Source organism: Streptomyces cyaneofuscatus (assembly GCF_000718135.1).
In the GTDB taxonomy this organism is placed as follows: Bacteria; Actinomycetota; Actinomycetes; order Streptomycetales; family Streptomycetaceae; genus Streptomyces; species Streptomyces cyaneofuscatus.
This window is the reverse complement of sequence record NZ_JOEM01000006.1, coordinates 121,805-144,804: the sequence shown is the minus strand read 5'-3', so window position 1 is coordinate 144,804 and position 23,000 is coordinate 121,805. Positions and strand designations below refer to the sequence as shown.

Sequence of the window (23,000 nt, the reverse complement as noted above, 5' to 3'; positions counted from 1 at the left end):
TGTCCCCCACAATGGGATGGCACAGGGAATCCGATGATGGGAAGGGCTGGCCGGTGACCGTATGGGACGACCTGGTCGGACAGGACCGGGTGAGGGAACAGCTCGCCGCTGCCGCCAAGGACGCCGACGCGCTGGTCACGGCCGTCTCCGACGGCAAGCCGCTGGAACAGGGCTCGAAGATGACCCACGCCTGGCTGTTCACCGGACCGCCGGGTTCCGGGCGGTCCACCGCCGCCCGCGCGTTCGCCGCCGCGCTCCAGTGCACCAGCCCGGACCGGGCGCTGGGCGGGGAGCCAGGCTGCGGTTTCTGCGACGGCTGCCACACGAGCCTGATCGGTACGCACGCCGACGTCCAGGTGATCCGTACGGACCTGCTCTCCATCGGCGTGAAGGAGACCCGCGACCTGGTCCGCCGCGCCCAGCTCTCCCCGGCGGTCGGCCGGTGGCAGGTCATCGTCATGGAGGACGCGGACCGGCTCACCGAGGGCGCGGGCAACGTGCTGCTGAAGGCGGTCGAGGAGCCGGCGCCGCGCACGGTGTGGATGCTGTGCGCCCCCTCCCTCGAAGACGTCCTGCCCACGATCCGCTCGCGCTGCCGCCACCTCACCCTGGGCACCCCGCCCGTGGAGGCCGTGGCGGACGTCCTGATCCGCCGCGACGGGGTCGACCCCGAGAGAGCGCACTCCGCGGCGCGGGCCACCCAGGGGCACATCGGCCGGGCGCGCCGCCTCGCCACGGACGAGCGGGCGCGGGCGCGGCGGGCGGCGGTGCTCAAGGTCCCGCTGCGGATCGCCGATGTCGGCGGCTGCCTCAAGGCGGCCCAGGAGCTGATCGACACGGCCACCGACGACGCCAAGCAGATGGCGGAGGAGGTGGACGTCAAGGAGACCGAGGACCTCAAGGCGGCGCTCGGCGGGGTCGCGGGCGGCCGGATGCCGCGCGGCACGGCGGGGGCGATGAAGGAGCTGGAGGACAAGCAGAAGCGCCGCAAGACCCGGACACAGCGCGACAGCCTGGACCTGGCGCTCACCGAGCTCACCGGCTTCTACCGCGATGTGCTGGCGCTTCAGCTCGGTTCGCGGATCGCCATCGCCAATGTGGACGTGCAGGACTCGCTGGACCGGGTCGCGGAGTCCTCGACGCCCGCGCAGACGCTGCGCAGGATCGAGGCGGTGATCGCGTGCCGGCAGGCGATGGACCGGAATGTGGCGCCGCTGCTGGCGGTGGAGGCGATGACGATGTCGCTGAGGGCGGGCTAGAGGGTTTTCCAGGCGGGGCCCTGTTCACCCGATTGAGCAGGGAATCGGACGACTCGTCACCCGCCGGATACGCTCCCAGGATGGATACCAGGCGCCTGCTCCGCACCTTCGCCATCGGGATCGGCACTGCCGGCCTGCTCATCTCCGGCTGCAGCGCCGGCGGCTCGTCGCCGAACGCCTCGGCCACCGGCACAGCGGCGCCGGAGGCGCTGTCGGCGTACTACACGCAGAAGCTGAGCTGGCGCGACTGCGGGGTGGAGGGGTTCGAGTGCGCGACCATGAAGGCGCCGAGGGACTACGACAAGCCGGGTGACGGGGACATCGACCTCGCCGTCTCCCGTAAGAAGGCGACCGGCCCCGGGAAGCGGATCGGCTCGCTCCTGGTGAACCCGGGCGGCCCCGGCGGCTCCGCGATCAGCTATCTCCAGGGGTACGCGGCACTCGGCTACCCGGCCCCGGTCAGGGCCCGCTACGACATGGTGGCCATCGACCCGCGCGGCGTGGCCCGCAGCGAACCGGTGGAGTGCCTGACGGGCAAGGAGATGGACGCCTACACGCAGGTGGACCAGACGCCGGACGACGAGGCGGAGGTCCAGAAGCTCAGCGCGGCCTTCGAAAAGTTCGCGCAGGGCTGCGAGAAGAGGAGCGGCGAGATCCTCCCGTACGTCTCCACGGTCGACACGGCCCGCGACATGGACGTGCTGCGCTCGCTCCTCGGCGACGAGAAGCTGAACTATGTGGGCGCCTCGTACGGCACGTTCCTGGGCGCTACGTACGCGGACCTCTTCCCGCAGCGGGTCGGCCGCCTGGTCCTGGACGGCGCGATGGACCCCTCCCTTCCGGCCGTCGACATGAACCGCGACCAGACGGCGGGCTTCGAGGGAGCGTTCCAGTCCTTCGCCGCCGACTGCGTCAAGCAGCCGGACTGCCCGCTGGGCACCACGTCCACGCCGGACGCGGCGACCGAGCTGAAGCAGCTCTTCAAGGACTTGGACGCCAAGCCGATCCCGAGCGGCGACGAGGAGCGCAAGCTCGGCGAGTCCCTGGCGACGACCGGCGTGATCGCGGCGATGTACGACGAGGCGGCCTGGCCCCAGCTCCGCGAGGCGCTGGCGGGCGCCCAGCGCAGCGACGGCTCCGGCCTCCTCTCACTGGCGGACAGCTATTACGAGCGCGGCCCGGACGGGAAGTACGCGAACCTGATGTACGCCAACGCCGCCGTGAACTGCCTCGACCTCCCGCCCGCCTTCGACACCCCCGACGCGGTGGAGAAGGCGGTCCCGGACTTCGAGAAGGCCTCCCCGGTCTTCGGCCGGGGCTTCGCCTGGGCCTCCCTGAACTGCGCCTACTGGCCCACCGAGGCCACCGGCACCCCCCACCGCACCGAGGCGAAGGGCGCCGCCCCGATCGTCGTGGTCGGCACCACCCGCGACCCGGCCACCCCGTACAAGTGGTCCCAGGCCCTCGCCGCCCAGCTCTCCTCCGGCACCCTGCTCACGTACGACGGCGACGGCCACACGGCGTACGGCCGGGGCAGCGACTGCATCGACACGGCGATCAACACGTACCTCCTGGAGGGCACCCCGCCCACCGACGGCAAGAAGTGCACCTGACGCCTTCTGAACCGCTCTGACCAGGGCAAACGCCTCCGGGGGCGCCGTGTACGGAGCACCCCCGGAAACTGTGTAGACTTGGCCCCGCTGCTGATCGCACCATAGTGCGACAGGGCGTGCCGCCTTAGCTCAGTTGGCCAGAGCAACGCACTCGTAATGCGTAGGTCTCGGGTTCGAATCCCGAAGGCGGCTCAGAAGAACCCCAGGTCACATAGCCCGTGACCTGGGGTTTTCTCTTTTGGTGAGCGTGACATCGCGGTATATCCGTCACCTATGGCCTGTTCGCCTCAATGCTTAGGTCGCAGGTTCGTTTCGCTGTCGTCTGTGAGTTCCGGCAAGGCTCTGACCTGCAGTTTTGGTCAGCTGAGCCCTTCGGTGACCTAGCGGTCACTTACTCCGGTGGACAGCCGGTGGACAAGCGTGCTTGACGCTGCGTCAGGGAAGCCTGCGCCTTCCGTGGGAAGGGGATGGTTTCTGATGCCTGCGGAGGGGCGGTTCGGCCGGAGGGCTCTCTGCGCTGGTCCGACATAGGGAAGAAATCTTTCAGCAGCAGCTGCCTGTCGCTGTTCCACCAGCCTGCTGGTCGCCGTCGGCCGTCATGTCCCTCGCTGTGTGCGGGGAGTGCGGCCACCGCTTGTGCGCTGGGCCGAGTGCTTTGAGGGGGGAAGCGCCCTGTGGTGTGCCGCAGGGTTGCGGCACGTCACTTACGACCCAGCTGAGCGAGCCCGAGCGAGCGGCTGTCGTCCGACGCGGACGCGCCGTTGCCGATCCCACCTCGAGAGCCTGCTCTCAGACGCTCGACCAAGCTTTGAGGAAGGCTTTCCGCCCTACAGCATCGTCCGACCTGCGGTCGGCGTGCAGGACATGCCAGGCGGTGAGTTCGAGATCGCGGATCCATAGTTCGCCGATGACTTGTGTCTTGAGGTCGGGGAGGTGGTCGGACTCGATGAGGGCCTGGCCGATAACCTCTCCGGCTGCGAGGCGTTGGGGTGGGGTCATCTCGTCGACGGCAGACAGAATCTGTCGGGCCAGGGTGGTTCCTTCGCCGGTCAGTGATTCGAGTACGCCGGCCTTGATAGTGGCGGGCAGTAGGTAGGCAGTGCCTGAAGACCTCCACAGGTCCGACCAGAAGCGTTCTCCTGCCTCGGTAGGGGCGGGGAGCGCGGCCAGCAGTCCGAGGAGATGGCCGATTGCCGCGTAGCCACCGGAGTGGGCTGCTGCAACCACTGCGATGCCTGCGAGGCGCTCCACGTCGAGCCGGCTGGTTCCCGAAGAGGGGCCCAGCTGATGTTCCAGCTGATCGGTCAGATGGGTGGACAGATGGGGGCGAACTTCAGGGAGCATGGGCGATCCTTGCGGGTGGGTGAGCGGAGATGCCGGTCCGGAAGCCTGATCGTTCCCCACGGCCGGTCGGTCTACTCGGCTCCGGCAGGCCGAACCGACGTCGGGGGCGCGGGGGTTCGTCTGGCGGCGTCGGTTCCGCATCGGCGGCGAGTTCTTTCTCCCGGACCTCCTGAGGGCTTTCGCGTTGGCTTTTCTAGCATGAGCGCATGATTGCCAGTGACGCTCATGAGTCCGGTGAAGGTCGGGAAGCCGTGTCCCGCGATGCAGCTGGAGCTGGAGGTGTCCACGTCGGCGCGGGGCGTGGAGAGCGCAGCAAAGCCGCTCGGCCCCGCGAAGCCCAGGGTGACGATGGAGCGAAGAGTGGTCATCCGGTCGCTGCTCTGGTGGAGCAGGCTGTCGACCTGGTGGAGCCGGTCAAGCCGAGGCTACGTGGCTGGCTGCATGCGGGGATGGTCCCCACCTCGTTGATCGCGGGCATCGCGCTCATCTGGCTGGCTCGCACGCCGCAGGCAGCCTGGGCCTGCACCGTCTACGCGGTAACTGCCTGGTTGCTGTTCGGGACAAGCGCCACCTACCACCGCGGTACCTGGGGGCCACTGGGGGAGGCTCTCCTGCGACGCCTCGACCACGCCAACATTTTCCTGATCATCGCCGGTACCTGCACCCCCCTGGCCGTGCTGCTTCTGTCGCCCAACGACAGGTCTGTGCTGCTGTGGACCGTCTGGGCGGGCGCGTTGGCCGGCATCGCGTTCCGGGCCCTGTGGGTCGGAGCGCCGCGCTGGCTGTACACCCCGTGCTACCTGGCTCTGGGGTGGGCGCCGGTGTGGTACCTGGCCGACTTCCTGCACACCGGAGGAGCGGCCGTACTCACCCTGATCGTGATCGGCGGTCTTCTCTACAGCGCGGGCGCAATGGTCTACGCACTCCAGCGCCCCGACCCCTCACCTCGGTGGTTCGGGTTCCATGAGGTGTTCCACGCGCTCACCGTGGCAGCGTTCACCGTGCACTACATCGCCATCCTCTTGGCCGCTTGCTGACCAGTCACCGCACATGAGGGGCGATCCGCCGTTGGCGTGGACGGCCACCGTGATGTTGTCCGGGCAGGCGGATAGGTGAGCCGGCCCAAAGGGCAGGTGCCGTCGCCGAGCGGGCAGGTGAGACGTCGACGCTCATCGTGTCCACCAGGCCACCCTGGTCTCCGTCGGCCGTGCTGGAGTCCTGTCTGAACGGGGCCTGTGTCCTGTCCGGCCGCGCCCCGACCGGATGTGCCCAGCTGCGGGTAACGGCCCTGGTCGGGTGCAAGGGTCTTGGCTGGGATGGCCCATCTCTGCTCCGCCGGTGGCTCAGGCAGAGAGCCTTTCTCGCTAGCGCCTGAAAATCTGTGCTGGCTGAGGTAGACATTGAGGTGCGGGGTGGTTATGGTTTCTCTCGTAAGCAAGAGAAGGACGGCAGGGCCTGGTAGAGATGAACTACCGGGCAGCAGTACTCAGCAGTTGCAGTGTGCAGGTCGGTGCGGTGGTGGAGTTCCGAAGCCAGGGTTCTTGCAGGATGGCGACGGGGCTGACGACCGGACCGGGTGGCCCGCAGTTTTCAGGGGCTGCCGTGAGCACAACCGCAGGAAGCGATTGCAGTCCGCAGTACCAGTGGTCCCTCGGTAAATGGCGTCAGGCTGCGGCGCGCGTACCGGGAAGTTCGGCAGTGGGGTTCTAAGCCAGAGCAGATGCAGGACGGGCGACGGGGCTGGCTGCCGGAGTGGCTCTGTGAGAGGCCACCAGGAGTACGGAAGTGGTTTGTGCAGAGGGAAAGAACGGAGGAGTTGAGCGCCATCAGGATCGCCCGGGCGGAAGTGTTGGGCCCGGGTACCGCAGGACATCGTGAGTGAGGTGGTCTCCGGTCAAGCAACCGCGATCCCCGCAACCCCCGGATCTCTTTCCGGCAGGTATGCGGAAACACAGAGCCGGCGTAGCCGATCAAGGCCGGCTGATGGTGTAGCAGTTCCTTCGGGGCCCGGGTGCCACATGGCACCCGGGCCCCTCCGACGCGTGTTCCACAGGAAGGTACAGATGACAGCAGACGACTCGTTCGGCCGTCTCGACGACGACGACTACCCCGCCTACACCATGGGCCGGGCAGCCGAGATGCTCAACACCACACAAGGGTTCCTCCGCGCCATCGGCGAAGCCCGCCTCATCACCCCACTGCGCTCCGCGGGCGGCCATCGCCGCTACTCCCGTTACCAGCTCCGCATTGCCGCCCGCGCCCGCGAGCTCGTCGACGGCGGTACCCCGATCGAGGCCGCCTGCCGCATCGTCATCCTTGAGGACCAACTCGAGGAAGCCCGGCGCATCAACGCCGAACACCACCGAGACACCAAGCCGCCCGGCATGCCGACCTCGGCCTGAAGCGCCGCGCGCCGGTGGAAGACCGGCAGGTGTCGGACTCACCTGCCGGAAGTGTGCTCAAGGGTCGTCTCCCTTGCGGTCGTCATGCTCGAAAGGCTGCTCTCGTCTTCGGTGTGGGTGCTCTGTCGTGGCGCTGCTTCTTCGCGCAAGATGTCCATCGGCTGGTTGGGGCGGCGTCTGCAGGCAGCTTCGACCCAGTGAAGAGCTTTGGTCGCGGCGTCAGAGGGGCAGCTTCCCGGAGGCGTACCGCCCCGTTCGTGCCCTTCGGGCTGCCGTGAACTCCAGCCTGTCGCGCCGGGAAGCGGTCGGCATCCCCGCACTGTGAAGGGTGAGGACCCTTCAGGCAACGCTGTGCTCGGGGCGGGCCGATATCTATGGCCGCGGCGTGAGAGTTCAATGCGCCGCGCTGGGAGTGTTTTTACCGCAGCAAAGAGACTGAAATTTTTCACCGTACGCGGACCATTACGGCATGCTACTGTCGATCTCGGTTGCAGTTGTGGTTCCCAAAACTTCAAGCTTCTGCGTGGGTATTTCCAACCAGTGGAAGCTTCATTGTATTTCCGGTTCTCTCCGGTCGGGGCATCATCGCGGCGACGCGGAATCCGTGCATGACGGATCCCGACGTACCTGCCCCGAAGGAGATATGACATGGCGTCAGGCACTGTGAAGTGGTTCAACGCAGCCAAGGGTTTCGGCTTCATCGAGCAGGACGGTGGCGGCGCTGACGTGTTCGCCCACTTCTCGAACATAGCGGCCCAGGGCTTCCGCGAGCTGCTCGAAGGCCAGAAGGTCACCTTCGACATCGCACCGGGCCAGAAGGGCCCGACGGCCGAGAGCATCGTTCCCGCCTGACGCTGACGCGCACTTCGTAGCTGGGGCCCGCATCCTTCGGGGTGTGGGCCCCAGCTCCGGGCATTCTCCCGGAGTGGTGCCACCTGCGGTGAAACCCTCGCCCGCAGAGTTTTCTCGCTGCCCACTCCTTGCGAGTCCCACCTACCGGTGGAACTGGATTCCTCGCCCCTGTGGCGTCGCCCGTTCCATGGCCCGCCTCCCCATCCGGGATCATTCGCAGGCCTTATTCGATTCCCTATTCTGCTCGGCCCGTTCTTGTGATTCCCCGCGCTGTTCTTCCGCTGCGGGAATTCCTTGATACGTGCCGTATCAAGGAAGGTTCTGAATGAACCCCACACGTACGAACAACCGCTCTTCCCGTGCCCGCAGCCGTACCGCCGACTCCGGCCGGGGCGGTAGCCGCTTCAACTCGACCGCCCCGACCCGTTCCGCTGCCCCGGCCCGTTCCGGCGGTTCGGGCCGCTCGGGTGGCCATGGGCGGCGGCCCGCCGCGGTACAGGGCGAGTTCGCCCTGCCGGTCACGGTCACTCCCGCACTGCCCGCCGTCGAGGCGTTCGCCGACCTCGACATGCCGGCACAGCTGCTGGCGGCGCTGACCGCGCAGGGGGTGAGCGTTCCGTTCCCGATCCAGGGGGCGACCCTGCCCAACACCCTGGCGGGCCGCGACGCCCTGGGGCGAGGGCGCACCGGCTCCGGCAAGACCCTCGCCTTCGGACTGGCCCTGCTGGCCCGCACCGCCGGTCAGCGTGCCGAGCCCCGTCAGCCTCTGGCCCTGGTCCTCGTGCCGACGCGTGAGCTGGCCCAGCAGGTGACCGACGCCCTGGCTCCCTACGCCCGCTCGGTGAGGCTGCGCATGGCCACCGTCGTCGGTGGGATGTCGATCGGGAGGCAGGCCCAGGCGTTGCGCGGTGGTGCCGAGGTCGTCGTGGCGACGCCGGGCCGGCTCAAGGACCTCATCGACCGTGGTGACTGCCGACTTGACCAGGTCGCGATCACCGTGCTGGACGAGGCTGACCAGATGGCCGACATGGGCTTCATGCCCCAGGTCACCGAGCTTCTGGACCAGGTCCGCCCCGAGGGCCAGCGGATGCTGTTCTCCGCCACCCTGGACCGTAACGTCGACCGCTTGGTCCGCCGCTACCTCAGCGACCCGGTCGTCCACTCCGTCGACCCCTCCGCCGGTGCGGTCACCACGATGGAGCACCACGTGCTCCACGTGCACGGCGCGGACAAGAACCGTACGACCACCGAGATCGCGGCCCGCGACGGCCGGGTGATCATGTTCCTGGACACCAAGCGGGCCGTCGACAAGCTCACCGATCACCTGCTGGCCAGCGGGGTGAGGGCCGCGGCGCTGCACGGCGGGAAGGCGCAGTCGCAGCGCACCCGGACCCTCACCCAGTTCAAGACCGGGCACGTCACCGTGCTCGTGGCCACGAACGTCGCCGCGCGCGGCATCCACGTCGACAACCTCGACCTCGTCGTCAACGTCGACCCGCCGACCGACCACAAGGACTACCTGCACCGCGGCGGCCGAACCGCGAGGGCAGGGGAGTCCGGCAGCGTCGTCACGCTGGTCACCCCCAACCAGCGCCGCGACATGACCCGCCTCATGACCGCCGCCGGCATCGTGCCCCAGACCACCCAGGTCCGCTCCGGCGAAGAGGCACTCGGCCGCATCACCGGCGCCCAGGCCCCCTCCGGCATTCCTGTGACGATCACCGCGCCGGTAGTCGCGCGGCGTGAGCGCAGCCGCAGCGCATCCTCTCGCGGCCGGCGCAGCCCCGCCTCCGCGGCCCGGCGCGTGACCGTACATCAGTCCTCCTTCGACGCTGCAGCCTGAGAACTCCGTGATCCGGAAACTCACCCACCACTGCAGGAGGCACCTTTTGACGTTCGTCCAGATGCAGCCCCGCACGACGCATGCCACTGCCGTAGGCAGGACGGTCGCCGATGCCATGGACACCGCCGGGCCGCAGGTCTGTGATGACATGACCGTCGAGGTGGCCCTGTCCGTCATGGCCAGTGCCCGCACCGGGCATCTGCTTGTCTGCGACGACAGCGGCCGGTGTACCGGGCTGGTCACCCAAACCCAGCTTGCAGCAGCTCGTGACGGTTCCGCGTACTCGGACAGGGTCCGGCTGCGGGACATCCTCGGGGACCGAGGGCCGTTCACCTCGCCCGTGACCACCATGGCCGAAGCCGGGCACATGATGCGCTACAGCGACGTCGATGCCCTGCCCGTGGTCGACGAACACGGCAGCGCCCTGGGCGTCCTCGCCCTCGCCCGCTGAGCCGTCCCATCCGCGGCAGAACCACTCCCTCTTCGTTCCTCTCCCTGTGAGGCATCATGCGCTGTGTCATCGCCCGCTTCCCGTTCGACCTCACCAGGAGCGGCGTCCTGGAATCGATGAAGGGCATCAAGCCCGAGCACGCTGTCGGCGAGTCCGTGATCATCGGCCGACGGACCTACCCCGTCAAACAGGTCGGACAGGTCATCACACGCCAGGACCGCCGCGACTTCAGCGCAGGAGAAGTACTGCGGGCCATGACCCAGCTCGGCTTCACCTGCCGCGACCTGGCCCCGGCCCCCGCGCCCACTCGCGTTCTCAATCCTTTGCAGCAGGCATCCGCGATGCTCGGCGCCCCTGTGGCCGCTTGAGCGACGGGCAGGCGTGAGCCGCCGGAAAGCAGTGGTGAGGGCCGTCCGGAGCATCCGGGCGGCCCTCACCGTGTGCTGGAGCAGTCCGGCCCGGCAGTGTCTCAGTGGTCGGAGTAGCTGAAGTCGCCCATCGTCCAGGCGCTGACGTCCTCGATCGCGACCCGGTACATCCCGCCCGTCTCCGGGATCCCCACCGTGCCCTGCAGAATCCGCGCCACGTGGAAGTGCAGGTGCGTGGGCGGCCCTTCCTCGGGTGCAGCGGTGGTGAACGTGGCGGAGAAGTCGCTTAGGCGGGCCGAGTCCGCAAGGACCTCCGACACCCGCTGCCTCCAGACGGCCTCGGGTGCCAGCCGGCCTGTGATGACAGCTCCACCGGCGACCACGGTCAGGGCCATCTGATTGCTGCGCCCGGATTCCACCAGGGCGGCAACGTCAACAAGCAGCGCGTCAGGCTTCGACATAGAGCCGATTATATTAGTCGAACATTGGCAGGCTCTCCCGCGCTGCCGCTGCGAGCAGGACAGCACTGAGGCCCTGTTGCCGGAGGCGCTGAACCGCCTGTCAGCGGCACCGGAGCCAAGGCTCCTGGAGACGAGTCGGCTCACCTCTGCATCGAGTCGATCCTCGCGCTCGGCGCATGGTCCGTTACGGGCATGGGGCCGGGCCCCTTCGGCTTCGAGGTCCTGCGGCCGTTGAGGGAGAGGTGTGCTGTCCTGCCGTCGGGGAAGCTTCGGAGACGTCGGCGCCCTGGTCCGCGTCGCGGCGGGTGGACATGGTGCCGTACCAGTCCAGACACATCACGGTGGCGTCGTCGTCCAGGCGCCCGTCGTGGGCTTGGACGACGTGCTCGATCAGGAACCGGGCGGCCTCCCGCGGGTGCAGGTCCTGGGTGCTCTCGATGAGCGCCGGCAGATCGAGAGCCGCAGCGCTGCGCTCCAGCATTCCGTCGGTGAGCATGACCAGCCGGTCGCCGGCCTGCAGGTCCAGCTCCTGGACCGTGTAGGTGTGGGGCGCTATGAAGCCGAAGGGCATGTCGACGGCCGGTGTGATCTCCTCGGCCTTTCCGCCGCGCAGGCGCAGGGGCCAGGGGTGGCCGGCGTTGATGAACTCGGTTCGACCGTCGCGCAGGCTGATCCGCAGCAGTTGTCCGGTGACGTAGCGGCCGCCGCTGTGCTCGGCCACGGCCTGGTCGGCGGCCCGCGCCTGCTCGGCGAGGTCGGCCCCCTGCCTGCGGGCACGGCGCAGTGCGCCGACGAGGAGGGTGGCCAGGAGCGCGGCATCCACGTCGTGCCCCATGGCATCGGTGACGGACAGCTGGACGTAGTCGCGGTCTATGACGTAGTCGAAGGTGTCGCCGCCGACATGCTCGGCCGGCTCCAAGGCCCCGGCGACCGCGAACTGGGCCGCCTCGCAGGCCAGCGACGTGGGCAGCAGCCGGTGCTGGATCTCGGCGGCCAGGCCCAGCGGGGAAGTACGCCGGCCCCACTGATACAGGTCGGTGAAGGGCCGGTTCGCGATGATGATGTAGGCCAGGGCGTGGGCACTCCGGCTGATTCTCAGCAGTGCGTCCGCCCCGGGGTACTGGGGCAGATGGAGCTCAAGCAGCCCGATCGCGTCCCCGCGATTGGTGACCGGTGCGATCACCCGCGTCCACGCACCGCCCTCTACGGCCTCCACCTGCGGCCGTTGGGTCCGGATCACCTTGTCGTAGACGGTGCCGGAGACGGCGATCGGATCTGCGGAACGCTCCAGGTCGATGTCGTCCGCGGTGCCCAGGCGGACGACGGAGGCACCCGTGAAGTCGGTGATCAGGAACGACACCGACCGGGCCCCGAGCTGTCTTCTCAAAGAAGCGGCTATGACGTCGACGGACTCCACCGGCGGCGCGGCCTCCGCCGCGGCCAGCGCCTCACCCAGGCCGTCCTTCTCACTGTCCCGCATGGAAGCGACCTCCCGCCAGCGTGCCCGCGTGTACGTGCCTGGCGACACGGCTTTCCGGCCGAGCACGACAGGCAAGTTACCCCACCGCAGGGCACGGCTTACCTACTCGTGTAGGGCGACGCGCCCCCCGACACAGCTGGTCTGCTCTCGCCGTGGGTGCCGTGTGCTGGCGATGCGTCGCGAGCCGACCTCAAGGATGCGCAGCCGCTGCGGTGCGTCTGCCGACACCCTGGGCGGGGGCACCAGCGGGTGTCGGCCTTGAACCAAGGGAGGGGGCGGAGCGCGGTCGTGACCGACTTTCCGGCCTGGCGGGAGTGGAGCTCATGGGACCGGAAGCGGAGGTGGCGAGGTGCCTAGGCAGCCCTGAGACGCCGGTGCGGCGCGGACCACCTCGGGAGCCTTCAGTCGAGCCGACCCCGCTGCGCCTCCCAAGGGGCTTCTGCTTCCAGGCGCAGTCGGCGCAACGTGCCTTCCGTCTCACGCCTGAAGTGTTCGAAGGACACCAGACGCTGCCACAACGGGTCAGGACGGCAGGGGACGGCGGCTCCTTCGGATGACCATTCTTCGGCGAGCCGACTGTACAGAGGTGTACTCCCGTTCATCGCTTCGTCAGAGGCCTGCTCTCGGGCGTGAGCTGGGCTGCAGGAATGTTTGCCGCGCGCTTGCTCCGGAAGACGAGGGCCCGCTCTGCGCTTGCCCCTGCCGGCCGGTGCGCTGCGGTTCGATTCGGCCCCATGATCATTCGTCACATATGCCAGAACGATTCCTCCACCTCTCCGGATACTGCTGCCGTACTCCGCCGGCCTGCCCTGGCCCGCCCTTCGCGCAACGGCCGCCTCCGCCACAGGGCCTTGGCGGTCACGGAAGCCACCACTCAACCCGCTCCATCGGCAACGGACTTGGCTCGCTCACACGCCGACCGCCGCATCGAATCGCTGATTGCTCGGCACGTGGCAGGGAAGGAAGAGACCGTCGTAGGAGACCAGGCCACCGTCCGCGGTCGGCCGGGATGAAGGACTGGGTCGGTGAGCAGTATGTGGATGTACGCGCAGGACAGCGGTCACATGGATGGCCAGTCGCTGGTGGGCTTCACCGTGGAGGCCGCGGACGGGGGCATCGGCCACGTAGACCGTCAGCAGGACCAGCCCGGCATGCAGCACTTGGTCGTCGACACCGGTGTGTGGAAGTTCGGCAGAAGCGTGCTGATCCCGGCCGGTGCTGTCATTGCCATCGACACCAGGGCGCAGACGGTGAAGGTCGCACCGTCCCGGGAGGAGATCAAAGCCGCTCCCCGATTCACCACCGACAGCGAGACAGGTGACCCCGACTACCTGTCGGCGGTCGGTGACTACTACCTTTCTCTCCGCACCGCGCCCCTTCGCTGAACCTGGGCGCAGTCGGCGGGCCCGCCTACCAGGGGCTGGTACTCCACCGCGACGAGACCGGCCCTGGCACGCCTGCCTCGGCAGCTTCGGTTTCGGTGTGCCGACAGACAGCTGCTCCGTCCCTGTGTTCGGGGCGGAGCGGCAGCGAGGGCGTCGGCCGTGCGTTGCGGTGGGATCAGATGATCTGAGCCGCATCGAGGCTCGGGTAGATGTCCAGGACCGCGTCGACGCCCCGAATGCTGAACAGGCGTGTGAGCTTGGGAGAAGGGCTGACAATGCGCAGGTCGGCCTGCTGATGGTAGGTGAGGATCAGCACGAGGAACATCGAATCGGCGAACGTGATGCCGCTGGCGTCCAGAATCACTCCCCCGCTGGCCGCGACGGCGGATTCGATCTGTGCTTGCAGAGACGGCAGGGACTCGAAGTCGAATTCCCCGCGAGGGGCGACCACCGGCAGCGGCCCGAAACCTCGCCACGGGTGATCGCCGCCCTGCTGCCGCAGGTGCCCCGTATGCGCCCCGGAACGACCTCAGTTGCTTCCCTGTTCAGTCTTTCGGGCTTTCGCCGGCTCTGCGGTGATCAGACCCGGAGGTCTTGCTGCCCGTGGCAGTGTCAGCGGGAGAGGAAGGCTGTGACGGTCTTGCCTCCGGCTGCCCGGCGAGTGACCGCGGTCGTGCGGGCCAGGCGGTTGACCATGGGCCAGCCGAAGCCGCCGTCGGAACCGGTCACGTCGGGGGTCCGCACGCGCGGCCATCGCGGACTCGTGTCGTCGACAGCGACCTCGACCGCGTCGAGGTGGGCGTTCAGACGGAGCACGAAGGTGCCGTCGCCGTGGCGCAGGGCGTTGGTGACGAGCTAGGAGACCACCAGGACAAGGGTGTCCGCCACGTCCGGACAGAGCCTTGGGGCCAGGCGGTCGGCGAAGACCCGGGCGGCCCGGCGGGCCTGGCGGATGTCTGCTGCACTGTTGCCTCGGACCATGGTCGGTACGAGGGGCGCCTCTGAGATGGCGATTTGCGTGCTGGTCATGCGCGTACACCCCACCTGTGATCGGTTGTGGCGCTTGTTCCGTGCTGGCCCGCCTGCCCGATTCCGGCAGCGCTCACACCTTGAGGCCCCGTCCCGGAGCGCAAGGCCGACTCTGCGTACTGCAGGACTTCAATGGCGGCATCCATAGAAAGTCTGTTGTGCCGGAAGTAGACATGTGAGTATCGCTGGGGCTAGTGTCCTGTCCGTAGCCAAGAGATCGAGCAGGACCGGCAGGCATGAACTGCCGTGAAGCACTGACGCAGTTGCAGGATGCAGGACGGTGCGGTGGTGGAGTTGCGAAGCCAGGATTGTTGAAGGACGGCGACGGGACTGGCCCCGGATCGGGTGGCCCGCAGTGGATCAGGGGCCACCGCAGGCAGTACCGCAGTCAGCAGTACCAGTTGGTTCCTCGGTAAATGGCGTCAGGCTGCGGCGCGCGTACCGGGAAGTTCGGTAGAGGGGTTCTAAGCCCGAGCAGATGCAGGATGGGCGACGGGGCTGGCTGCCGGAGTGGCGCTGTGAGAGGTCACCAGCGGTTCGCGGTATCAGTGGTACGCCTTTCCGGCGCAGTATCAGGGCCGGTGGGTGGTGTAGCAGTGCAGTCGGGCCCCGGCGCCAATGGCGCCGGGGCCCGACTGCGTTTCGCGGAGTGGGCCTTGCAGCGGTGCCGGGCGGCCGCGCGTTGCAGGAAAATGACAGTCGCCCTCGTACCTCCGCCCAACGTGCCCGGTCCTCGTGGAGAGCCACGCGGCCTGACAGGGATGTGCGGTCGCGCGGCCTCGCCGGTGGACGGGCGGTGGACGGGCGCCTTTGGACGGTGCAGCACGGGGTGGCAGAGGCCAAGCTGCTGCACATGCTCTGATCAGGAGAAACGTCATGGGCCAGCACAACGGGGCACCACCCGACATGAGTGCTCGCGGTCTCGTAATGCGTAGGTCTCGGGTTCGAATCCCGAAGGCGGCTCAGAAAAACCCCAGGTCACATAGCCCGTGACCTGGGGTTTTCTGTTGCTCGGGGCATGGCGGGTCCACGGCCTGGGTGGCCGTGGAGTTGCCTGCGTGATCCCCGCGGGTAGTGGGAAGCAACGGGTCGTTCGTTTTGGGCAGGCTCCTGTCGGGAGTGTCCACACCCCCCCGGCCCTGCCCACGGAGCTCACGCTGCGGCGCCTGCGCTGTACGGCGACTTCCGTCAGCATCGCTCGTCTCCCTCCGTGATCAACGGTCCTGGGCCGTAGGAGAAGCGTCCTTCTGCTTCTCGGCTTCGGAGAACAGGAGCGTGGGCTCGGCGAGGATGTCGCGGCCGGACTCGCTCTTGTAGATCTCGTCGACGCTGCCGAACCGGGCCTCGGAGTAGTCGAGGTCCAGCAGCGCGGCGGCCTGGCGCACCGACGCCTCGTCGGGCCCTTCGATCTCCAGGAAGGTGGGAAGGTCCGGCCAGGTGTCGAAGTCGAAGGCGACCTCGCCCAGGCGCCATTCCTCGCGGTAGTTCTCCTGGTAACGGACCTCGATGAGGCCTACCCGGCGCAGGATATCGGCCATGGCGTGCAGGTCGGTGACCTCGGTCTCGATCTCCTTGGTGCCGTCGATCGTCGTGGCGTCGGTGACCTGCTTGAGGGTGAGCGTCGAGCGGGTGCCCTCGTCCCGCAGCCGAATCCAGGCCCCGCCGTCGAGGAAGTCGTTCTCGAAGATCTTGCGGGTGAGGAGAGTGCGGGGAAACGCCTGGACAGCACCGAGGGCGCTCAGCTTGTTCTGCAGGCCGGCGACGTCCACGGCCAGGAACTTCGCCTCGTACTCGTGCTTCATGGAGCCTTCTCTCAGAAGTGGTCGGTGAGGGTGGACGTCCGGGCCGCGAGCAGCAGGCCCATGCGGTGGGTGTGGTCATGCAGCTGGCCGACGTGGGGCCGCTCGGTGAACTCGGTGGTGCGCAGGGTGAGCAGGACCTCCCAGTCGCCGATGAAGTGGGGGTGAAGGCGCTCCGGGGAGGTGTAGTGCTCGATCATGTGGTGACGTCTTTCGACGGGCATCATGAACTCCGCGCCGAACACACCGCCCGGGCGGACCAGGCGCTGCATGCGGTCGACGAACTCGCCGAGCGGGTGGTGGTGGTTGGCACTGTAGGGCCAGGAGCAGCTCTTCCAGACCGCGTCGCGCACTGCAGGCCCAGGGGTGCGCCGTTGAGGAAGTCGTCCTCTACGACTTCTACGCGTTCGTCGAGTTCTTCGAGCTTCAGCTCAAGGCCCTCATGCATTTCATGGACATCCCGGATGCCGTTGTCCACGCCGACGATGTCGAGAACGGGTCCGTCCATGCGGGCGGCGGTGCGTGCTGAGGCGGGGGTCCCCGTACCCGGACCCGTACGCGTGAAGTATCTGTGAATACCCTGTGGAAACAGGGCCCCAGAGCCCCCTTATGCTGCACCCGAAGATCACGCGGGACCAGGGGAGGGCGCGGCATGCTCGGCAAGTTGTTCGGCAGGGGTGGGGAGAGACCGGCGGAGGATCCGTACGTTCTGCCCGCCGCGCGTCAGCGGAAGAACGGGACCCACACGCTCCGGGCGCTGGGGGACCGGCGGGTGCTCGCGCTGGTCGAGGCGGCTGACGCCGGGGAGTGGGAGGGCGTCAAGGGCGCGCTCGGGGCCTTCGACATCGGGCGGGACCATCGTGTGCTCGGTGAGCTGGCCGAGGTGGACGGGGTGGAGGAGTGGATCGGGCAGGCCGTGGAGGGAGACCCCGAGCATCGGGCTGCCGCTCTGCTGATATCCGGGGCGCGGCATGTCAGCTGGGGGTGGGAGGCGCGTACCTCCGCGCGGGCCGTCGATGTCACCCAGGAGCAGTGGCGGGTTTTCAAGGAGCGGCTTGCTCTGGCGGAGGAACAGCTTCTGGCCGCAGCGGAGTTGGAGCCCTCGTGGGTCACCCCTTGGCGCCGGCTCCTCACCTCCGGGCGGGGGCTGTCCTTGGGCGAGGGCGTCAACCGGGCCCGGTTCGACGCCGCCCTGCGCCGTGACCCGCTGGATCTGGAGGTCCACATCGACTGGGTGTCGCAGTTGCAGCCCCGGTGGGGCGGCGAGCCGGGGGAGGCGCTGGCGTTCGCCCGGGAGGCGCTCGGGCGGGCTCCGCAGGGACATCCGCTCGGCTGCGTGATCGCCATGGCCGCCATCGAGGAGTGGGTCGAGTCGGACGACCCGGACATCCTCGGAACCGACGAGTTCCGGGCGGAGTTGCGCGACGCGGCCGACCACAGCATCCTCCACCCCGCCTACGTACGGCGTCCGGGGTGGCAGCACGACTTCAGCATGTTCGCCATGGCCCTGTCGATCGCCGACGAGCGCCACACGGTCCGGCGTGTCTTCCGCGCGCTCGACGGCGCCTACACCGGATGGCCCTGGACCTATTTCGATGATCCGGAGGGGCAGTTCGCCCATCGGCACCGTCACAACCGCGCCTGAGCGGGGGGTTCCGGTCCCTCTCCGCACCCCGTGCCTCCGTACGTCCCTGCCTCCGTACGCCGCTCGCGGCTCTCTTCCTTGGACTGTCCGATGACTCTCCCCCGTCCCGCGTCCCCGGACGGCGCCGACCGCGCCTTCCAGGTGGATCTGCGCGGCCTCGTCGATCTCCTCTCCCACCACCTCTACTCCAGCCCCCGCGTCTATCTGCGCGAGCTCCTCCAGAACGCGGTCGACGCCCTGACCGCCCGGCGTGGCCTCGAACCGGACGCGCCCGACGGTGCCTTCGGCATCCGGCTGTTCGCCGACGGGTCCGTGGTCCGCGTCGAGGACGACGGCGTCGGGCTCAGCGAGGCGGACGTCCACACCTTCCTCGCCACGATCGGGCGCAGCAGCAAGCGCGCCGACGGGATCGCCGAGCAACGCGGCGACTTCATCGGGCAGTTCGGGATCGGGCTGCTGTCGTGCTTTCTCGTCGCGGATGAGATCCATGTGGTCAGCCGCTCCGCCCGGACCCCCGACGCACCCGCCGTGGAGTGGCGCGGACACGGGGACGGCAGCTACAGCGTGCGGACCCTGCCCGCCTCCGCCCGGCCTCTGCCCGGGACCACCGTCACGCTCACGCCGCGCAGCGATACGGGGGAGTGGACCCGGCCCGCACAAGTACACGCGCTGGGGCGGCACTTCGGGTCTCTGCTGCGGCATCCGGTGACCTTCAGCGACGGTACGGCGGGGGCGGCGGCGGTCTCCGTCAACCCCGAACCAGCGCCCTGGGCGCGTACGTTCCCCACCCCTGGCTCCCGGTCCCGTGCGCTGGCCGCGTACGGCGAGGAGGTCTTCGGGTTCGCCCCGCTGGACACCATCGAGCTGGACCTGCCGGCCGTCGGGCTGAAGGGCATCGCCTGCGTGCTGCCCGAGGCGGTGCCCGCCGGGCGGCGTCACGGTCATCGGGTGCACGTCAAGGGGATGCTGCTCTCCGAGCAGGCCGACGAGATCCTGCCGGAGTGGGCCTTCTTCGTCCGCTGCGTCATCGACGCCGAGAGCCTCCGCCCGACCGCATCCCGCGAGTCCCTGTACGAGGACGACACGCTCGCCGCCGTACGCGACGCCCTCGCCGAACGGATGCGCGCGTGGATCGCCCGGGCCGCCGCCAGCGACCCGGAGCTGCTCGGGCGGTTCCTCCAGGCCCACCACCTGGCCGTGAAGTCGCTCGCCGTGCACGACGACGAGATCCTGCGGCTGCTGCTGCCCTGGCTGCCGTTCGAGACCACCGACGGGCACACCACCCTCGACGAGTTCGCGCGCACCCACCGCACGGTGCTCGTCACGTCGAGCGTGGAGGAGTTCCGGCAGGTCGCGGCGATCGCCTCGGCCGCCGGGCTCGGCGTCGTCAACGGCGGCTACACCTACGACCGCGAACTGGTCCACCGGCTCCCCGAGATCAGGCCCGAGGCGAGCGTCGCCGACCTCGATCCGGCCACCCTCACCGCCCACCTCGACCCCGTCGACCGCGAGACCGAACTGGCCGCCTCGGCCTACCTCGCCCTGGCCCGCGACGCGCTGGCCGTCTTCGACTGCGATGTCGCGCTGCGTACGTTCCACCCCGCGTCCGCGCCCGCCCTGCTCGTCGACAGCCGCGAGGCCCGGCACGAGCGCACCCGCTCCCAGCTCGCCCGGGAGCAGGAGGGCGGCCTGTGGGGCGACATCCTCGGCGCGCTACGCCAGGAGGCCCCGCGCGCCCAGCTGATCCTCAACCAGCTCAACCCGCTGGTGCGCACCGCCGTGGCCATCGACGAGCCCGAGCTGGCCCGTACGAGCGCCGAGGCCCTCTACGGGCAGGCCGCGCTGCTCTCCCGGCGCCCGCTCCGGCCCGCCGAGTCGAGCCTGATCAACCGCTCCTTCCTCGACCTTCTCGCCCATGCCCTCCGCAAGGACAGCTAAGGACAGCTGACGATGCCCACCGCACCTCACCCCCAGAGCACCGACGAGCTGTTCCACGCGCTCCGGGAGAACCACCAGCTCCCCTACGGCCGCATCCGGACCGTCACCGCCGAGGAACTCGTCGACGCCGCCGAGCGGTTCGCCGAACCCGTACCCCTCATCCACGCCCTCCTCGAACTCCAGGAGGCGTACACCTACGGCTCCGACCCCCGGAAGTCGCCCGTCGTCTTCGCCCGCCTGCTCACCCTCTTCGACGAGCAGCCCGACGCCTTCGACGAGCGCCTGCGGGCTCAGCTGTTCTGGCGGTTCAAGTGGGTGGCCAACGCCCTGCGCGCGCTGCCCGAGATACCGCTGGCCAGCCTGCGCCAGTGGCTGACCGAGATGCGCGACCGGTACGAGAAGGAGGGCCTGGGCCTCCAGCCCTACTACGGGCAGGCTTACCAGCTCGCCGTCCACGTGGGTGAGGACCCCACCCTCGCCTACGAGCTCTGGGCGGGCCGCCGCCGGACCCCGCACAGCGACTGCGAGGCCTGCGAGATCTGCGAGCGCGCCCTGTACCGCGTCGCCGCGGGCGACGACGAGCGCGCGCTGGAGGTCTGGGCGCCGGTCCTGGCCGGAAAGGAATCCTGCCAGGAGGAGCCGGCCCGCTCCGTCTCGTACGCGCTGCTGCCCCTGCTGCGCACCGGCCACGCCGACCGGGCCCGGGAGCTGCACCTCGCCGGGTACCGGGCCTGCCGCCGCAATCCGTCGATGGCCGGGGAGGTCGGCCGGCACCTGGAGTTCTGCGCGCTGACCGGCAACGAGGCGCGTGGGCTCGAACTGCTCGCTGAGAACCGGAACCTGTTCGACGAGGTGGATTCGCCGCTGGACCAGCTCGACTTCCTGACCGGTGTGGAGGTGCTGCTGCGCCGGGTGGAGGGCCTCGGTCACGGTGGGCTGCCGGTGGCCGGGTACGCGGGCCGGGCGTGGACCGTGGCCGGGCTGTGTGCCGAGGTACGGGGCCGGGGCGACGGCCTCGCCGCCCGCTTCGACACCCGTAACGGAACGAGCGCCCAGTCCGGCCGCCGCACGGTCCGACTCGACCGGGCCCCGCTCCTGGACGCGCTGGAACTGGCCCTGCGCAGCCGGGGATTGGGCGAGCCGGTGCCGGGTGATGCTCGGAGTGTTGGGGGTGTCGCTGTTGCCGCGTCCGCCTCGCGTGCGGCCGCGGCCGTGCCCGAGGAGCTGCCCGAACTGATCCGGCGGGCACGGGAGTTGGACGAGGAGGGGCACCCGGACGCGCGGGCCTGCTGGGCGCGGCTGCGTGACCTGGTCGCCGCTCGTGACTACGCCCATCCCGAGGACCCGGCCGTCGGCCCGTACGGCCGGCTGTGCGCGGACCTGCTGTCCGACGAGGCGTACCGGGCGGCCGAGCGTGGCGATTACGCCTCCGCCGTCGATCTCCACGAGGAGGCCGCCGGGCTGTACGAGGACGCCGGAGCGCCGGACGACGTGGTGCTGGCTCGGGCCTGTGCCCTGCTCGCCGCCGCCGAGGCCGCCGGGGAGGACGGCGAGGACGAGGCCGAGGTGAAGGCCGCCGCTCTGGCCGACGCCCATGCCGCCGTGGTCCGGCTGCAGGAGGAGGCGTCCGGCCTCGCCCCGTACGTCGAGGGGCGCCTGCTGAGGCTGCGGGCCTCCGCGCTCGGCGTGCGCCTCCAGACGTCGGGGGAGCAGGCGCACGCCGCCGTCGTCTTCGCCGAGGCGGATCTGCTCCAGGAGTTCGCCACCCGGCACGGCCTCACCACGCAGGTCTCCGGCGCGATGCTGCTGCGGGCCGGTACGTACGCGCTCTCCGGCGATCTGCCGGCGGCGGTCGCCGAGATCGACGCCCTCCGCGACCGGCTGGCGTCGGACGGTCCCGCCTGGCATCTGCCGCGCGCGCTCGGCCTGCGCGGCCGGCTCCAGCTCGGCCTCCGGGACGCGGCCGCCGCGCACGCGGACCTGGCGGAGGGGCTGCGGCTGGCCGCCGCGTGGCCGGCCGACGCGGTCGACACCTCCCGTCTGCACGCTGATCTGGCCCAGACGTGCCTGCACCTCGGCCGCCCCGACGAGGCGCTGACCCATCTCACCCGGTCGGCGGAGGTGGATCTGCGGGACGGCAAGCGGGTGGACGCGTTCTGCACGTACAGCAACGCCGCCCAGCTCTGCCTCGACCTCGGCCGCATCGAGGACTCCATCGCGCTGCTCGACTCGCTGCTCGGCGAACCGGACGTCATCGGAGGCGAGTTGGACGACCGGCTGGTCGCCCAGCTGCGTCTTCTGCGTGCCCGGGCCCTGCACGCGGGCGACGATCTCAAGGCCGCCACGGCGGAGTTCGTCGCCCTCGCGGCCGAGTCGGCCGACTGGGACGACGACCCGGGGAGCCACGCCATGATCGCCGCGGAGACGGCGATGATCCTCGCCGAGGCGGGCGAGTTCGACCGGGCCGGTGAGGTCGCGGACCGGGCGCTCGCCGCCCATGCGCTGTCCCCGCGCTACGAGTTGATCAGCAACTGCCTGCGGGAGCTCGCCCGCCTCCGGGCCCAGCAGCAGGGCCCCGACGGCCTGGCCGCCGCCCTCGCCCACCTGGACGAGGCCGGGCGGGTCGCGGACGCGGCCCGCGCCGCCGGGTTCCAGCCCGTGGGGCGCCCCCTGGAGACCGCCCTGGCCTACGAGCACGGGCGGGTCCATGCCTACGTCGGCGCGTACGAGGACGCCCTCGCCGCCCTGGAGAAGGCGCTGGCCCTGCTCGGTGAGCCGGGGGCGCAGGAGGGCGGTGCGGGCGAGTGGGCGGAGTGCGTCCGTCTGTCGGGTGCGGTGGAGGGGATCTACCTGGAGCGCCCCGCGCCCGCGCTCGTCCGGCTCGACGCGGCGGTCGCCCGGCTGACGGCGCTCGGCCACCTGGAGGAGTGCGAGCCGCTGGCCTCCCTGGCCGCCCAGTTGCGCGACGAGGGGTGAGGGGAGGGGGAGGGAGCGATGGGTGAGGGGTGAGGGGGGCGGTGGTGTCGGGCGCGGCGGTGGGTGCGGCGTCGCGCTGTGCCCCTCCCGCCGCATGGCCGGCGCGGCGCCGTGTTGTGCCCTTCCGGCCGCCCGTCTCCCCTGGTCCCGGAGCG

General features: G+C 69.6%; 18 protein-coding genes, 1 tRNA gene and 1 pseudogene. 13 read left to right on the top strand and 7 right to left on the bottom strand.

From position 1 onward, the window contains the following. Positions 1–53 precede the first annotated feature (53 nt). The 3 genes from IF17_RS0112015 (at position 54) to IF17_RS0112005 (ending at position 3,064) form a co-directional block, all read left to right on the top strand. Complete coding sequence (locus tag IF17_RS0112015; protein WP_030564991.1) at positions 54–1,259, top strand: DNA polymerase III subunit delta'; 1,206 nt, start codon at positions 54–56, stop codon at positions 1,257–1,259. Between the two features lie 80 nt (positions 1,260–1,339). Continuing rightward, on the top strand, positions 1,340–2,872 hold the full coding sequence (locus IF17_RS0112010; RefSeq protein ID WP_030564989.1) for an alpha/beta hydrolase: 1,533 nt from the start codon (positions 1,340–1,342) through the stop codon (positions 2,870–2,872). A gap of 118 nt (positions 2,873–2,990) precedes the next feature. Then, positions 2,991–3,064, top strand: a tRNA-Thr gene (locus IF17_RS0112005). Between the two features lie 597 nt (positions 3,065–3,661). Here the strand turns inward: IF17_RS0112005 and IF17_RS0112000 are convergent. Then, complete coding sequence (locus tag IF17_RS0112000) at positions 3,662–4,216, bottom strand: hypothetical protein (protein WP_030564987.1); 555 nt, start codon at positions 4,214–4,216, stop codon at positions 3,662–3,664. Between the two features lie 383 nt (positions 4,217–4,599). Here IF17_RS0112000 and trhA point away from each other — a divergent pair, with 383 nt between their 5' ends. From trhA to IF17_RS0111970, 6 genes are all read left to right on the top strand, one after another. Beyond that, positions 4,600–5,253, top strand: a complete 654-nt coding sequence (gene trhA, locus IF17_RS0111995; RefSeq protein WP_030564986.1) for a PAQR family membrane homeostasis protein TrhA — start codon at positions 4,600–4,602, stop codon at positions 5,251–5,253. A gap of 1,026 nt (positions 5,254–6,279) precedes the next feature. Beyond that, positions 6,280–6,618: a helix-turn-helix domain-containing protein gene (locus tag IF17_RS0111990; RefSeq protein WP_030564984.1), complete on the top strand. Its 339-nt coding sequence runs from the start codon at positions 6,280–6,282 to the stop codon at positions 6,616–6,618. A 648-nt stretch (positions 6,619–7,266) separates the two neighbouring features. Further along, positions 7,267–7,470 (top strand): cold-shock protein, encoded by a 204-nt coding sequence (locus IF17_RS0111985; protein WP_030564982.1) that lies wholly within the window; start codon positions 7,267–7,269, stop codon positions 7,468–7,470. Between the two features lie 325 nt (positions 7,471–7,795). Next, a complete protein-coding gene (locus tag IF17_RS0111980; RefSeq protein ID WP_030564980.1) occupies positions 7,796–9,313 on the top strand; it encodes a DEAD/DEAH box helicase in 1,518 nt (505 codons plus the stop codon). Positions 9,314–9,359: 46 nt separating this feature from the next. Then, positions 9,360–9,764, top strand: a complete 405-nt coding sequence (locus IF17_RS0111975; protein ID WP_030564978.1) for a CBS domain-containing protein — start codon at positions 9,360–9,362, stop codon at positions 9,762–9,764. 56 nt (positions 9,765–9,820) lie between these two features. Further along, positions 9,821–10,132, top strand: coding sequence for an SCO5918 family protein (locus IF17_RS0111970; RefSeq protein WP_030564976.1), 312 nt, complete (start codon positions 9,821–9,823; stop codon positions 10,130–10,132). Positions 10,133–10,233: 101 nt separating this feature from the next. Here the strand turns inward: IF17_RS0111970 and IF17_RS0111965 are convergent, their stop codons facing one another. After that, entirely contained in the window at positions 10,234–10,593 is a 360-nt protein-coding gene (locus tag IF17_RS0111965; protein WP_030564974.1) for a hypothetical protein, read from the bottom strand. Positions 10,594–10,777: 184 nt separating this feature from the next. Continuing rightward, the gene (locus tag IF17_RS0111960; RefSeq protein WP_030564972.1) at positions 10,778–12,073 is read right to left on the bottom strand and encodes a PP2C family protein-serine/threonine phosphatase; all 1,296 of its coding nucleotides are present in this window, start codon (positions 12,071–12,073) and stop codon (positions 10,778–10,780) included. Between the two features lie 1,040 nt (positions 12,074–13,113). Between IF17_RS0111960 and IF17_RS0111955 the strand changes: the two genes are divergently transcribed. Beyond that, entirely contained in the window at positions 13,114–13,458 is a 345-nt protein-coding gene (locus IF17_RS0111955; RefSeq protein ID WP_030564970.1) for a hypothetical protein, read from the top strand. Between the two features lie 175 nt (positions 13,459–13,633). On the opposite strand, the gene IF17_RS0111950 is transcribed toward IF17_RS0111955, so the two are convergent. The 4 genes and pseudogenes from IF17_RS0111950 to IF17_RS01000000136310 all read right to left on the bottom strand — a co-directional run bounded on the left by IF17_RS0111950 (position 13,634) and on the right by IF17_RS01000000136310 (position 16,639). Beyond that, positions 13,634–13,909 carry an STAS domain-containing protein gene (locus IF17_RS0111950; RefSeq protein WP_032771868.1) on the bottom strand — a complete coding sequence of 92 codons (276 nt, stop codon included), beginning with the start codon at positions 13,907–13,909 and terminating at the stop codon, positions 13,634–13,636. Positions 13,910–14,070: 161 nt separating this feature from the next. Then, positions 14,071–14,439 (bottom strand): annotated as a pseudogene (locus tag IF17_RS01000000136315) (ATP-binding protein). A 1,262-nt stretch (positions 14,440–15,701) separates the two neighbouring features. Beyond that, positions 15,702–16,289 (bottom strand): class IV adenylate cyclase, encoded by a 588-nt coding sequence (locus IF17_RS0111940; protein ID WP_030564966.1) that lies wholly within the window; start codon positions 16,287–16,289, stop codon positions 15,702–15,704. Between the two features lie 11 nt (positions 16,290–16,300). Beyond that, complete coding sequence (locus IF17_RS01000000136310) at positions 16,301–16,639, bottom strand: hypothetical protein (protein WP_244890458.1); 339 nt, start codon at positions 16,637–16,639, stop codon at positions 16,301–16,303. 299 nt (positions 16,640–16,938) lie between these two features. Between IF17_RS01000000136310 and IF17_RS0111930 the strand changes: the two genes are divergently transcribed. The 3 genes from IF17_RS0111930 (at position 16,939) to IF17_RS0111920 (ending at position 22,845) form a co-directional block, all read left to right on the top strand. Then, complete coding sequence (locus tag IF17_RS0111930) at positions 16,939–17,931, top strand: hypothetical protein (protein WP_030564964.1); 993 nt, start codon at positions 16,939–16,941, stop codon at positions 17,929–17,931. A gap of 90 nt (positions 17,932–18,021) precedes the next feature. Then, complete coding sequence (locus IF17_RS0111925) at positions 18,022–19,869, top strand: HSP90 family protein (protein WP_030564963.1); 1,848 nt, start codon at positions 18,022–18,024, stop codon at positions 19,867–19,869. Positions 19,870–19,881: 12 nt separating this feature from the next. Then, positions 19,882–22,845, top strand: a complete 2,964-nt coding sequence (locus tag IF17_RS0111920; RefSeq protein ID WP_030564960.1) for a tetratricopeptide repeat protein — start codon at positions 19,882–19,884, stop codon at positions 22,843–22,845. The last annotated feature ends 155 nt before the right edge of the window (positions 22,846–23,000 follow it).

Bases quoted from the DNA above. Each gene is read 5' to 3' on its own strand.
- IF17_RS0112010 (WP_030564989.1), top strand. From the start codon at position 1,340: ATGGATACCAGGCGCCTGCTCCGCACCTTCGCCATCGGGATCGGCACT.
- IF17_RS0112000 (WP_030564987.1), bottom strand. From the start codon at position 4,216: ATGCTCCCTGAAGTTCGCCCCCATCTGTCCACCCATCTGACCGATCAG.
- IF17_RS0111990 (WP_030564984.1), top strand. From the start codon at position 6,280: ATGACAGCAGACGACTCGTTCGGCCGTCTCGACGACGACGACTACCCC.
- IF17_RS0111985 (WP_030564982.1), top strand. From the start codon at position 7,267: ATGGCGTCAGGCACTGTGAAGTGGTTCAACGCAGCCAAGGGTTTCGGC.
- IF17_RS0111980 (WP_030564980.1), top strand. From the start codon at position 7,796: ATGAACCCCACACGTACGAACAACCGCTCTTCCCGTGCCCGCAGCCGT.
- IF17_RS0111970 (WP_030564976.1), top strand. From the start codon at position 9,821: ATGCGCTGTGTCATCGCCCGCTTCCCGTTCGACCTCACCAGGAGCGGC.
- IF17_RS0111965 (WP_030564974.1), bottom strand. From the start codon at position 10,593: ATGTCGAAGCCTGACGCGCTGCTTGTTGACGTTGCCGCCCTGGTGGAA.
- IF17_RS0111960 (WP_030564972.1), bottom strand. From the start codon at position 12,073: ATGCGGGACAGTGAGAAGGACGGCCTGGGTGAGGCGCTGGCCGCGGCG.
- IF17_RS0111955 (WP_030564970.1), top strand. From the start codon at position 13,114: ATGTACGCGCAGGACAGCGGTCACATGGATGGCCAGTCGCTGGTGGGC.
- IF17_RS0111940 (WP_030564966.1), bottom strand. From the start codon at position 16,289: ATGAAGCACGAGTACGAGGCGAAGTTCCTGGCCGTGGACGTCGCCGGC.
- IF17_RS0111930 (WP_030564964.1), top strand. From the start codon at position 16,939: ATGCTCGGCAAGTTGTTCGGCAGGGGTGGGGAGAGACCGGCGGAGGAT.
- IF17_RS0111925 (WP_030564963.1), top strand. From the start codon at position 18,022: ATGACTCTCCCCCGTCCCGCGTCCCCGGACGGCGCCGACCGCGCCTTC.
- IF17_RS0111920 (WP_030564960.1), top strand. From the start codon at position 19,882: ATGCCCACCGCACCTCACCCCCAGAGCACCGACGAGCTGTTCCACGCG.